This is a genomic window from Desulfurivibrio modestus (genome assembly GCF_044068625.1).
GTDB lineage: Bacteria > Desulfobacterota > Desulfobulbia > Desulfobulbales > Desulfurivibrionaceae > Desulfurivibrio.
In genome coordinates this window covers 46503-58970 of record NZ_JBIPKH010000014.1, presented here as the reverse complement: position 1 = coordinate 58970, position 12468 = coordinate 46503, and the positions used below count along the sequence as shown (strand labels likewise).

Here is a 12468-nt window from a genome sequence, read left to right as displayed (position 1 = left end):
ATGAATTTTGCGGGGAGGGCCGGTTGGGGAATCTAGAGCGGCCAGATCCAGAGCAGCATCGGAACACTGACCGTCACCACCAGGAGATCGGTGGGCAGGCCCATGCGCCAGTAGTCGCCGAAACCGAAGCCGCCGGGGCCTAAAATCAGGGTGTTGTTCTGGTGGCCGATGGGGGTGAGGAAAGCGCAGGAAGCGCCGATGGCCACCGCCATCAGGAAGGTGTCCGGGTTGACCCCGAGTTGGGTGGCGGCACTGATGGCGATGGGGCACATCACCGCGGCGGTGGCCGCGTTGTTCATGAAATCGGTGAGCAGCATGGTGGCGACCAGCAGCACCACCAGGGCGATCACCGCCTGGCCTTGGGCCACGTTGGCCAGCAGGAAGCCGGCGATCAGGTCGGCGGCGCCGGTGGAGGCCATGGCCCCCGCCACCGGCAGCATGGCGGCCAGCAGCACCACCACCGACCAGTCGATGGCCAGGTAGACCGAGCGCAACGGCACCACCCGCAGGGCGACAAAGGCCAGGACCCCGGCGGCAAAGGCGATGGGGGGTGCCAGCAGGCCCAAGGCGGCGGTGGTCACCGCCAGGGCCATGATCAGCCCGGCAATCAGGGCCTGGCCCCTTTGCGGCACCCGGATATCACGGGTGGCCAGGGGTAGGCAGCCGAATTCGGCGGCAAAGGCGGCCAGGGCTTCCGCCGTGCCCTGCATCAGCAGGACATCGCCGGCCTGGATGGGGGTGGTGCGCAGCCGTTTGATCGTGCGGTAGCCCCGGTGGGAGATGGCCAGTAGATTGATGCTGTAGCGGGTGCGCAGTTGCAGGTCGGTGGCCGAACGCCCCACCAGCAGCCCGCTGGGCATGGCCACCAGCTCCTGGATCACGATCTCGTCGGGGCCTCTCTTCTCGTCGTTCTTCTCCGGGGTGGCTGGTTCTTCACCGGGTTTCCCGGCCGGGGCTTCGTTGTTTGCCGGTTCCGGTTCTTCCGGCGGCGGCACGTCCTCTTCCAGCTTCAAGCCCAGGCTGGAGAGGGCCCCGGCCAGGGATTCGGGTTCGGCCTGGATGATCAGAATGTCGTCCGGGCGCAGGACCCGGCCCGGCCAGGGTGCCGAGAGGCGGAAATCCTGGCGCACCAGGCCCAGGATCTGGGCGTCGGCCTCGTCGAGGATCTGCTCCGCTTCCCGCAGGGAGAGGCCCGCCGCCTTGCTGCCTTCCACCACCCGGACTTCACTGTGATAGGTCCCGGTATCAAACCCGGCGCTGTCGGTCCGTTTCTGGGCCGGCACCAGGCGCCAGCCCACCAGCCCCACAAAGAGTACTCCGACCACGGTGATTGCCGCCCCCACCGGCAGAAAGTCGAACATGGCGAAACCGCCCGGGCCGTTTTCGGCCCGGAAGCCCGAAACGATCAGGTTGGGCGGGGTGCCGATCAGGGTGGTGGTGCCCCCCAGGATCGAGCCGAAGGCCAGGGGCATCAGGATTTTGCCCGGCGGCAGCTCCTGCTTGGCCGCCAGTTGAATGGCCACCGGCATCAGCAGCGCCAGGGCGCCGACGTTGTTCATGAATCCCGAAAGTACCGCGGCCAGGCTGGTCAGGGCCAGGATGCTGACCGTCGGCCCCGCCGCCTTGGGCATTATTTTCTGTACCACCAGGTCCACCGCCCCGGTGATCTGCAGGCCGTAGCTGAGGACCAGGACGCAGGCCACCGTGACCACCGCCGGATGGCCGAAGCCGGCAAAGGCCTCCCCGGCCGGGACCAGCCCGGTCAGCACGCAGACCAGCAGGGCGGCCACCGCCACCATATCGTGCCGCCAGCGGCCCCAGAGAAACATGGCCATGGCGGCGATAATCACCGTGATGATGATGAGCTGGTCGTTCATGTGCCGCAGTGTGCCCGCAAAAAAAAACGGCGTCAAGCCCAGAGTAGTTGGGGTGAATGGTTGACCGGCTCCCGGCAGTTGTGGTCCAATCGGGTTTGGGCGGTCAACGGCCAAGTTCAATTTACTCTTTGCTGGAGCGTAAGTCATGGCGGCAAGCAGTCATCGGCGGCTGGTCTGGTACCTTTATCCCAGCCATGTTCTGATCGCTTTAGCGGCCCTGCTGGCGGTTTCCTGGCTGGCCGGCAGTTCGGTGCGCGGTTTTTATCTCCAGCAGGTGGAGCTGGACCTGGAAGCCCGGGCGGTGCTGCTGCACGGCAAGGTGGCCGAGCTGGTGCGGGCCGCTCAGCTGGAATCCTTGCAGAGCTACTGTCGGGAAGCGGGCCGGGCCTCCGGCACCCGCCTCACCGTGGTCGCCCCCTCGGGTCTGGTCCTGGCCGACTCCGAGCAGGAGCCGGCGGCCATGGAAAATCATGGCGGCCGGCCGGAGATCATCGCCGCCCTGGCCGGCCGGAGTGGCGGTGATCGCCGTTTCAGCAGCTCGGTCCAGTACGACACCATGTATGTGGCGATTCCCCTGATGCAGGAGGGTCAGGTGGTGGGAGTGCTGCGGACCGCCATCGCCCTGACCGCCGTTAACGAAGCCCTGGCCGAGATTCTGCGGCAGATCGCCCTCAGCGGGCTGTTGATCGCCCTGCTGGTGATCATGCTGGCTTGGCTGGTGGCCCGCCATTTAAGCCGCCCGTTGGAGGAGATGAAGGCGGGGGCCGAGCGTTTTGCCGCCGGTGAACTCAGTGGCGGGATCACCGAAGATGGGCCGGAGGAGGTGGTCGCTCTGGCCCGGGCGATGAACCGGATGGCCGGACAGCTTGACCGGCGGCTGCGGACCATCGAGCGCCAGCGGGGGCAGTTGCAGACGGTTTTCTGCAGCATGGTGGATGGGGTGATCACCGTGGACGGGCCCGAACGGGTGGTGGAGATCAACCAGGCCGCCGCCGATCTACTGGGGGTGCAACCGGAACGGACCAAAGGTAAAAATATCGAGGTGGCCATCCGCAACAGTGCCCTTAAACAACTGATTCGCCAGACCTTAACCGGCGGGGAGCCGGTGGAGAGCGATCTTACCCTGCTGGGTCCGCAGGGAAGGGAACATTTCTGCCGGGTCCAGGGCAACCGCCTGGCCGATCTGGATGATCGGGGCCATGGGGCGGTGGTGGTGATCAGCGATCTCACCCGCCTGCGCCGCCTGGAAAGCCTGCGCCGCGATTTTGTCGCCAACGTTTCCCATGAGCTTAAAACTCCGATCACCTCCATCGAAGGTTTTGCCGAAACCCTGCTCGACGGGGCCCTGGAGGAACCGGAGGGGGCCCGCCGCTTCACCGGGATCATTCTCCAGCAATCCCGTCGGCTCCACGCCATTGTCGAGGACCTGCTGACCCTCTCCCGGATCGAGCAGGAGGACCGTCGCCGGGAGATTCCATTGCAGGAGTTGCCCCTGCTGGAGACCCTGCAGGCGGCGGTCCAGGTCTGCCGGGAGCGGGCGGCGGCGCGGGAGATGGCGCTTGCGCTGCACGGCCCGGAGAAGCTGCGGGCCTGGATCAATCCGGCCCTGCTGGAGCAGGCCCTGGTCAATCTGATCGACAACGCCATCAAGTACAGTCCGCCGGGCAGGCCCATCACCATCGAGGCCCGGTCCGGGGAGGGCGAAATCATGATCATGGTTCGCGACCGGGGGCCCGGGATTCCCGCTGCCGCCCTGCCCCGGCTCTTCGAGCGTTTCTACCGGGTGGACAAGGCCCGCAGTACCCGGATGGGGGGAACCGGTCTGGGGCTGGCCATCGTCAAGCATATCGTCCAGGCCCACCGGGGCCGGGTGGAGGTGAGCAGCGAGCCGGGCCAAGGCACGGTTTTTACCATTTATCTGCCCGATTCCGCAGACACCCCTTGATCTTCTCTTAATGGAAATCTAATCTAACGCTAACAAACGGGGACTATCTCTTTAGCAAGTTGTGACGGAAAAAAGCCATCTGTCCTTATGACCTTAGAGGAGTAATTCCATGCCCCGCCTGATCCAGGAGATTGATAAGATTAAAAACCGTACCGGGGAGCTGGCCACCCTGATCGAGGAAAATTTGCAGCGGGCGGTGAAATCCCTGCTGGAGAAGGACGCCGAGGCGGCCCGCCTGGTGGTCCGCCTGGACAAGGAGGAGATCGACCGGCTGGAGATCCTGCTGGAGGAGGAGTGTCTGCGGGTCATGGCCCTCTACCATCCGGTGGCCGGCGATCTGCGTTTTCTGGTCACGGTGTTGAAGATCAACGGCGATCTTGAGCGGATCGGCGACCTGGCGGCCAAGATCGCCGATAAGGTGCTGCAGATTGCCGAGATGGATACCGATGTTTATGATACCGCCGGGATGATGGTCCCGGAGATGTTCAAGTCGATGTATGAAAAGACCATGGGGATGCTGAAAAGCACCATGGACGCCTTTCATAACGAGGACACCGACCTGGCCTACAGGGTCTGTCTGACCGACGACGAGGTGGATACCGACAAGCGGGCGATCCGGGAGGAGCTGGAGGAGATCATCGCCCACAATCCGGCCCAGCATGTCTATCTGGCCAAATTGCTGGGGGTGGCCCGGTCCCTGGAGCGGATCGCCGACCACTGCACCAATATCTGCGAGGATATCATCTACATGGCGCAGGGCAAAATCGTGCGCCACAAGCTGGGGTGAACATGGGGCCGGAAAGTGCCAAACCGACCATCCTGATTGTCGAGGATGACGAAAATATTCAGCAGTTGGTGGGCTATAACCTGGTCAAGGCCGGGTTTCAGGTGATCTACGCCGATAACGGTGAACAGGCCTTATCCCTGGTTTTTCGGGACAAACCCGATCTGGTGATTCTGGATATCATGTTGCCCGGTCTGGACGGGCGCGAGGTTTGCAAAAAGCTGCGTCACGATCCCCGCAGCCGCCAGTTGCCGATCATCATGCTCACCGCCCGCGGTGCCGAAGATGAGATCAGCGCCGGCCTGGACCTGGGGGCCGATGACTACATCACCAAGCCGTTCAGTCCCAAGATCCTGATCTCCCGGATCAAATCAGCTTTGCGCCGCGGCCGTGAAGGCGACGGTGAGGGTCGGGAAGGGGGTGAGGGCGGGGTGGTAAGGCTGGCCGAAATCGTGATCGATCCCCGCCGCTACGAGGTGCTGGTCCGGGGGGAACCGGTGGCCCTGACCCTGTCGGAGTTCGGCATTCTGGAACTGCTGGCCCGCCGCCCCGGCTGGGTTTTCAGCCGCCAGCAGATCATCGACGCGGTGCGGGGTTATGATTACGCCATCACCCCCCGGGCGGTGGATGTGCAGGTTTTCGGCCTGCGCAAAAAACTGGGCGAGGCGGGCGGCTGTATCGAGACGGTGCGGGGAATCGGCTACCGGCTCAAGGCCTAGCGTTTTTCCCATGGATTTACCACCCCACCTGATCAGAGCCCGAATGATTCGCCGCTACCAGCGTTTTCTGGCCGACGTGCGCCTGGAAGACGGCCGCGAGCTCACCGTCCACTGCCCCAACTCGGGCAGCATGCTGGGCTGTATCGAGGAGAACGGGGAGGTCGTGCTCTCCGTTTCCACCAATCCCGGCCGCAAATATCCCCATACCCTGGAGCTGGTCAAGGTGGCCGGCGTTTGGGTGGGGATCAACACCGCCCGCAGCAACGCCCTGGCGCGGGAGGCCCTGGAGAACGGGGTGATCCGGGAGCTGCAGCCCCTGGCGGCGATCCGGGCCGAGGTCAAGGTTTCGGCCCACAGCCGCCTGGACTTTCTCCTCGACCACGGCGGCGGTCGGCTCACCTATCTGGAAGTGAAAAACTGCACCTTGGCCGAGGATGGCCTGGCCCTCTTTCCCGACGCGGTGACCAGCCGGGGGACCAGGCATCTTGGTGAGTTGCTGAGTCTGGTTCAGGCCGGGCATGGGGCGGCCCTGCTCTTCTGCGTGCAGCGTGGTGACGTGGGGAGTTTTGCCCCGGCCGGGCGGATCGATCCCGCCTACGCCGCCGCCCTGGGGGAAGCCGCCGCCGGTGGGGTCCGGATCCTGGCCTACCGGGCCGCCCCCACTCCCGGGCGAATCCTCCTCGATACCCCCCTGCCCGTGCGGTTGTCCCCTTAGCGGTCCGCTTACGGTACCCGCAGCAACAGAAAAAACAGGATAATCAGCCCCAGTGAGCAAACTCCGGCCAGGGGCCAGGGGGTGGGGGCCTGTTGGGTCCGCCGTCCCCGTTGGCGCCATTGGGCCAGCCACCGGCGGCGGCGAAATTCGGCGGCGGCCTGGAGATTTTGCCTTTGGCCCCGGTGGCGCTGCCACCAGCGAATCAGGCCGGCCAGCCGGTCATGGGGTTCCGGTCCAGGTTCCCCGGCAGCGTGGGGCCGCAGGTCCCGTTCCTTGGGCCTTGGCCGGAAGCGGCCAGCCAGTCCGGCCAGGGCCAGGGCCAGGATGATGGGGAGCAGGGCGGCGCCGATCTTGTCCCCGCCGGCAGCCGGCAGCCGGGCGGTTAATTCACCAAGCCCGGGCAGGAAAGACCAGAGCGGCGGCAGGCCGGAGATAGCCAGGATCGCCAGGGGCAACCGTCGGCCGCTGGCCCCGGCCGGGGTGGCGGCGCTCTTTTCCCCTTGGCGGAGAGCCCGGAGCCGGCGTAGGAAGTGGAGCATCAAAAGGGCGGTGAGCAGGGAGGAGGCGCTGAGCAACGGAGGCAGAAACTCCCGCCCGGCGGCGGCCTCCAGCAGCAGGTTTTTGGCGGCAAAACCACTGGTCAGGGGCGCTCCCGCCAGGGAAAGAGCTGGCAGCAGCACCGCCGCCGCCAGGAGCGGTTCCCTCAGGTTGATCCGGCCGGCCACCCCCACCGCCAGAAAGAGGGCGCCCTTGGCCAGGCCGTGGTGGACCGCGAAAAGCTGAATGGCGGCCAGGGCCGGTTCCCGGGCCGCCCCTCCAGCCAAAAACAGTCCCAGGCCCACGGTGAGCAGACCCATCTGGCTGATACTGGACCAGGCCAGCACCGTTTTGGGGTCATCCCGGGTCAACCCCTTGAGGGCGCCGTAACCGGCGGCGACCAACCCGAGCAGCAGGCACAGTGAACCCAGCTCCGGCCCGGCGCCATCACCGGGCAGAAAGCGGAGCCAGCCCAGCAGGCCCGCCTTGATCATTACCCCGGAGAGGACGGCGCTGGCCGGAATCGGGGCGGCGGGATGGGCCAGGGGCAGCCAGAAATGGAGGGGCACCATCCCGGCCTTGATTCCGAAGCCCAGCAGCAGACAGGCAATCAGGGCCGGCGGCAGCCCCGCCGGAGCAGGGAGGGCGGTCAGCTGCACTATGCCGCCGGTTTGCCAGACCAGACCCACCAGCCCGCAAAAGATCAAGACCTCCCCCAGGATCACCAGGGTCAGGTAGATCCGGCCGGCCCGCAGGGCGGCGGGATCGCGGCGGTGGATGACCAGGCCGTAGGCGCTCAGGCCCATCAGGGAGAAGAAGAGGTTGAAGCTGATCAGGTCCCGGGCGACGATCAGCCCGAAATTACCCGCCATGGCCGCCAGGAAGAAGAGCAGAAACAGATGGGCGCGGCGGTCCTCGGCCAGGTAGGCGGTGGCAAACCAGGCGGCGATCAGCCAGAGCCAAGCGCTGAGCAGCAGAAAAATCCGGCCGGTGGCGTCCAGGCCCAGTTCCGTCCCCAGCAGCAGCCAGGGCAGGGCCAGGGTCGTCCCCTCCTCCCCCAACAGGGCCAGCAGCAGGGCGGGGAGGGCGGCCATGGGGGCCAGCCGCCGGGTCGCCTCTCGCCGGGCCGGCCACCAGAGCGGCAGGGCCAGCAGCAGCGGGGTCAGGATGGTCAGGGCCAGCAGCAGGGCGGTGGGGGAGGAGGTCATGGCCGGAAACCTCCCAAGGCGATAATGGTGGCCCAGGAGAGAGGGCTCCAAGGGGCATTGGCCATGATTCCCGCCAGCAGCACCAGCAGGGCGGTGAGCAGCGAGGGAACCAGCAGCATCCAGTTGGCCTCCTGGCCGCCCCGGCGGTAATTGATCTGGCTGGCCCGATTATCCCGGAAGGGGGTGTGTTCCGGGGTCCGGAACCAGACCCGGTAGATTACCGGCAGGAAGTAGGCGGCGTTGAGCAGGGTGCTGAGCCCCAGCACCGCCAGCACCCAGGGCTGGCCCACCTCCAGCCCGCCCCAGCCCAGGTACCATTTGCTGAAAAATCCGGCCATGGGCGGGACTCCGATCATACCCAGGGCGGCGATGGTGAAGGCGGTCATGGTCCAGGGCATCCGCCGACCCATGCCGGTCATCTGGGAGATTTTATGCACCCCCAGGGTTTCGGCCAGGTTGCCGGCACAGAAAAAGAGGGTGATCTTCATCAGGCCCTGATGCACCAGATGGGCCAGGCCACCGATCACCGCGGTGGGGCCGCCCACCCCCACCCCCAGGGCGATATAGGAAACCTGGCTGACCGTGGACCAGGCCAGCCGCTTTTTCAGGCTGTCCTGGCTTAAGGCCCGCAACGAGCCGTAAATGATGGTCAGCGCCGCCAACCCCGCCAGCCAGGGCAGTACCGCCAGCAGGCGGGCGAACTCCACCCCGTAGATGTCGAAAACCACCCGTACGATCCCGAAGGCCCCGGCCTTGACCACCGCCACCGCGTGGAGCAGGGCGGAAACCGGGGCCGGGGCGGCCATGGCGACGGGCAGCCAGTAGCAGAAGGGGAAGAGGGCGGCCTTGACCCCCACCCCGGCAATCAGCAGGAAAAAGATCACCTGGAGACTGAAGCGGTGGTCGGGGCCGAGGGCCGTCAGGATTCCGCCGGGGGTGAAATTGAGGTCGCCGGCCAGGGTCCAGAGCCAGAGGGTGCCCAGTAGCAGCAGGGCGCCGCCCCCCACCGTGTAGTAGAGATAGATTCGCCCGGCCCGCAGGGCCTGGGGAGTGCCGCGATGGACCACCAGGGGGTAGGTGGCCAGGGTCAGCATCTCGTAGAAGAGCAGGAAGGTGATCAGGTTGCCGGCCAGGGCCACCCCCACCGTGGCGCTGACGCAAAGGCTGAAAAAACCGAAGAAACGGCTGCGGTTGGGCGAGTTTTCCAGATAACCCACGGCGTAGATGGTGGTGAGCAGCCAGAGTACCGCCGAGAGGGCGGCGAACAGCACCGACAGGGAGTCGGCCCGCAGGCTCAGGGTGATGCCGGGCAGGAAGGGGATGCCGGCCTCGTACTCCAGGCCCCGAAACATGCCGTGGATCATCACCCCGATCAGCACCAGCTTAAGCGTCGCCCCGCCCAGGTTGAGGAGGGTGCGCAGGCCGACGCTCTCCTCCCTCAGAAAGAAGATGATGATCCCGGCGACAAAGGAGCTGAAGAGAATGGCGATGGGCAGCCAGGCATTGATGTTGATCAGGGCCGGGGTGGCGTTCATGGCATCCTCCCCGGCTGGATCGGGCTGAGGTTGGGCAGGCCGCCCAGCCACTCCAGGGGCAGCCAGGGGAAAATCCCCAGCAGAATGGCGATCAGGGCCAGCAGCAGCGCCGGCCCTTCCAGGGACCAGACCACCTGCCGCTTCCCGGCGTCACTCACTGCTGGTTGCCCCGGCCCGCCCCCCCGTTTCCGGTCCGACTCGGAGCGGGTGAAGGTCCGGGCCACCGGCCGCAGCAGGTAGGCCAGGCTGAGCAGGCCGCCGCCGATGATGGCCGCGGTCCACCACCATTGCCGACCGGTGAGGGCGGCGTGGAGCAGGTACCATTTGCCGACGAAACCGCCGCTGGGCGGCAGGCCCATCAGGCTGACGGCGGCCAGGGCCAGGGTGAGGGAGGTCAGGGGCAGGGTGCGGCTCAGGCCGGTCAGGTCGGAGATCAGCAGCGGCCGGTTGGCTTTCCCCGCCGGCTGGCGCTGCTTGGCGATGGTTCCCGCCACCAGGAAGAGGGCGGCCTTGGCCAGGGCGTGGGCCGCCAGGAAAAAGAGCAGCCCGTAAAGGGCGCTGGCCGGTTCCGGTCCGGTGAGGAGGGGAAAAACCAGGAAGAGGTAGCCCATCTGGGCCACGGTGGAGTAGGCGATCAGCTCCTTGAAGCCGGCACAGCGCAGGGCCTGCAGCGATCCCCAGAAGATGGCCCCCGCCCCCAGGATTCCGAAAAGCTGGAAGAGCGGGGTCGGATCAAGGGCGCCTCCCTCCGCAAGCGCCAGCCAGACCCGCAGCAGCAGGTAGAGTGAAGCCTTGACCACCAGGGCGGAAAGCAGGGCGGAAACCGGGGCCGGGGCCTGGGCGTGGGCCGGGGGCAGCCAGAAGTGGAGAGGGAAGAGGGCCGATTTGATGATCAGGCCCAGGCTGAGCAGGGCCAGGGCCAGGGTAATCAGGGGATCGGGGGCGGTCAGCTCCCGGAACAGGGCCAGGTTGAGACTGCCGGTCTGGCGGTAGATCAGGACCACCGCCAGCAGAAAAGAGAGGGAGCCGAAGAGGTTGAGCAGCAGATAGCGCAGGGCGGCCCGGCGGGCTTCCCGGCCGTCGCCCAGGGCCGCCAGGCAGACCGCCGCCAGCCCCAGCAGCTCCAGGCCCACATAAATATTGAACAGATCGGCGCTGAGCAGCAGGCCGTTGAAGGCGGCCCAGAGCATCAGCCACAGGGGGGGGAAGTAGCGGCCGCTCGCGGTGGTTGCTCCCCCCGGGGCGGATAAAAAATAGCGCCGGGCATAAAAGCCGACGGCGATATTGACCGCCGCCCCCAGCCACAGCAGCCACAGGCTCAGGCCGTCGGCCAGCAGGCCGATGCCCAGCGCGGGGGGCCAGCCACCCAGGGGATAAAGCAGGGAAGAGCCCGGGCTGACCAGGGCGGTTAAGGGCAGCAGCAGGGCCGGGACGGCGGCCATGGTCAGCAGGGCGGCCCAGCCCGCCAGGCGCGGCAGGGCAAAGGCCAGCAGGGCCGCGGCCAGGGGCAGCACGATCAGCAGAATCGGCCAAGGTGGCGGCAGGGGAGGAGTCATTCCGCCGGCCCCTTGGGCTTCGGCTCCCGGCCGGCCAGGGCCAGGGCGAAGGCGGTGATGCTCACCGAGATCACGATTCCGGTGAGTACCAAGGCGTGCAGGACCGGATCGGGCGCTCCTCCCGCCGGATCGTAAGCGATGCTGATCATCAGTAGAAAGATGCCGCTGCCGCAGATGTTGAGCCCCAGGATCTTGCGCAGCACGGCGGGCTGGGAAAAAAGGGCGCCCAGGCCCAGGCAGAACATGGTCAGTCCGGTCAGGCCGAAGAGGAGGGTGGAACTCATCGCGGCCGGCTCCCCGGCAGCAGGCTCAGGGCCAGGCCGATGGCCAGGGCGGCGGCCGCCTCGATGGCCAGAATGAAGGCTCCGGCATAAGCGGGGGGATACTGGAAAAAGAGCCTTCCCCCGGCCAGGGGCAGGGCCGCCAGCAGCAGAAATAAACCCAGGCCGACCACCAGGACGGCCCGCAGCAGCCATGTGGGAAAAAAATCGGTCAGCGGCCGGACCGTCAACCCCAGCATGATCCCGGCCGCGCCCAGCACCGCCCCGCTCTGGAAAGCGCCCCCCGGGGCCCGGTCGCCGATCCAGGCCAGGTAACCGGCGATCAGGATGGCCAAGGGCAGAATTCCCCGGATCAGGGTCAGCAGGACCGGTCCGGCCGCAATCGGCGTCCGGCCGCCGGGGCCGGCCGGCCCGCCCCGGCCCCAGGACCAGAGGCCCATCACCGCCAGCAGCAGCACCGCCAGCTCCAGCAGGGTGTCGAAGCTGCGGAAGTTGAGGAGCACGGCGGTAACCTGATTGCTAACCCCGCTCAGGGGCATCAGCTCGGTGGTCAAGGGGGCGGGGCCGGTCCGAAAGGGCGGAGTCAGCCCCAGCAGGATGCCGCTGGTCAATAACAGGAGCAGGGTGGCCAGGCCCAGCAGCCCCAGGACCCCGGGCCCGGCGGGTGCCAGCCAGCGGTTCCGTCGCTCCTTCTCCTTCCTTGCGGGGCCGGTTTGATTATCTCTTTTTCGCAGCCGCGGCAGGGCGGAGAGCAGCAGGGCGCCACTGATCCCGGCGCCGATGGCCGCCTCGGCCAGGGCCACCTCCGGGGCGGAGAGGCGCACCCAGGCCAGGGCCATTAACAGGCCCAGGGAGATAAACAGCACCACGGCCCGAAAATCATCGCGGCTGAACAGCACCGCCCAGGTCAGGCCGATGAGGATGGCGGCCAGGCAGAGGTCAAGGGCTGTCAGCAGCGGGTTCATGGTTGCCGCTCCTTGGGGATGGGGGTGGGCCTGGCAGCGGCTCCTGCCGGCTCCGGGTTTCGCCGGCCCAGGGCCAGAGCCCCCACCAGGTGGCCGGCGGTGGCGCCGGCGGAGAGCACCAGGGTCCAGATCAGCAGCAGTTCGGCCCCCACCGCCGGCGACCAGTTCCGCAGAATTAACCCGGTCACCAGCAGGCCCAGGCCGACATTATCCGCCTTGGTTACGGCATGGATCCGGGTGCAGGCATCGGGGAAACGGAGCAGCCCCACGGTGCCGGCCAGAAAAAAAGGCATGGCGATGACGATCAGGCCCAGGGCCAGCCAGCCGCGGATGAGCGCCAACAGTT

General features: G+C 66.7%; 11 protein-coding genes. 4 read left to right on the top strand and 7 right to left on the bottom strand.

The annotated features are described in order from the left end of the window. Positions 1 to 32: 32 nt before the first annotated feature. Positions 33 to 1877 carry an SLC13 family permease gene (locus tag ACHHRT_RS09570; protein WP_395499544.1) on the bottom strand — a complete coding sequence of 615 codons (1845 nt, stop codon included), beginning with the start codon at positions 1875 to 1877 and terminating at the stop codon, positions 33 to 35. A 145-nt stretch (positions 1878 to 2022) separates the two neighbouring features. On the opposite strand from ACHHRT_RS09570, the gene ACHHRT_RS09565 reads away from it, so the two are divergent. From ACHHRT_RS09565 to sfsA, 4 genes are all read left to right on the top strand, one after another. Continuing rightward, complete coding sequence (locus ACHHRT_RS09565) at positions 2023 to 3822, top strand: ATP-binding protein (RefSeq protein WP_395499543.1); 1800 nt, start codon at positions 2023 to 2025, stop codon at positions 3820 to 3822. Between the two features lie 109 nt (positions 3823 to 3931). Further along, on the top strand, positions 3932 to 4609 hold the full coding sequence (gene phoU / locus ACHHRT_RS09560) for a phosphate signaling complex protein PhoU (RefSeq protein ID WP_395499542.1): 678 nt from the start codon (positions 3932 to 3934) through the stop codon (positions 4607 to 4609). 2 nt (positions 4610 to 4611) lie between these two features. Beyond that, positions 4612 to 5325, top strand: a complete 714-nt coding sequence (locus tag ACHHRT_RS09555; protein WP_395499541.1) for a response regulator transcription factor — start codon at positions 4612 to 4614, stop codon at positions 5323 to 5325. Positions 5326 to 5335: 10 nt separating this feature from the next. Further along, the gene (gene sfsA, locus ACHHRT_RS09550) at positions 5336 to 6040 is read left to right on the top strand and encodes a DNA/RNA nuclease SfsA (RefSeq protein ID WP_395499540.1); all 705 of its coding nucleotides are present in this window, start codon (positions 5336 to 5338) and stop codon (positions 6038 to 6040) included. Between the two features lie 8 nt (positions 6041 to 6048). Here the strand turns inward: sfsA and ACHHRT_RS09545 are convergent, their stop codons facing one another. The 6 genes from ACHHRT_RS09545 to ACHHRT_RS09520 are packed head-to-tail and all read right to left on the bottom strand — an operon-like array spanning position 6049 to position 12466. Beyond that, entirely contained in the window at positions 6049 to 7785 is a 1737-nt protein-coding gene (locus tag ACHHRT_RS09545; RefSeq protein ID WP_395499539.1) for a complex I subunit 5 family protein, read from the bottom strand. Next, entirely contained in the window at positions 7782 to 9320 is a 1539-nt protein-coding gene (locus ACHHRT_RS09540; RefSeq protein ID WP_395499538.1) for a complex I subunit 5 family protein, read from the bottom strand. Before ACHHRT_RS09540 ends, ACHHRT_RS09545 begins: the two co-directional genes overlap by 4 nt. Then, the gene (locus ACHHRT_RS09535) at positions 9317 to 10876 is read right to left on the bottom strand and encodes a complex I subunit 5 family protein (protein ID WP_395499537.1); all 1560 of its coding nucleotides are present in this window, start codon (positions 10874 to 10876) and stop codon (positions 9317 to 9319) included. Before ACHHRT_RS09535 ends, ACHHRT_RS09540 begins: the two co-directional genes overlap by 4 nt. Continuing rightward, positions 10873 to 11160 carry an NADH-quinone oxidoreductase subunit K gene (locus ACHHRT_RS09530; protein ID WP_395499536.1) on the bottom strand — a complete coding sequence of 96 codons (288 nt, stop codon included), beginning with the start codon at positions 11158 to 11160 and terminating at the stop codon, positions 10873 to 10875. The genes ACHHRT_RS09535 and ACHHRT_RS09530 overlap by 4 nt, the downstream gene beginning before the upstream one ends. Continuing rightward, the gene (locus tag ACHHRT_RS09525) at positions 11157 to 12122 is read right to left on the bottom strand and encodes a hydrogenase subunit MbhD domain-containing protein (RefSeq protein ID WP_395499535.1); all 966 of its coding nucleotides are present in this window, start codon (positions 12120 to 12122) and stop codon (positions 11157 to 11159) included. The genes ACHHRT_RS09530 and ACHHRT_RS09525 overlap by 4 nt, the downstream gene beginning before the upstream one ends. Next, the gene (locus tag ACHHRT_RS09520; RefSeq protein WP_395499578.1) at positions 12119 to 12466 is read right to left on the bottom strand and encodes a monovalent cation/H(+) antiporter subunit G; all 348 of its coding nucleotides are present in this window, start codon (positions 12464 to 12466) and stop codon (positions 12119 to 12121) included. Before ACHHRT_RS09520 ends, ACHHRT_RS09525 begins: the two co-directional genes overlap by 4 nt. Positions 12467 to 12468 lie beyond the last annotated feature (2 nt).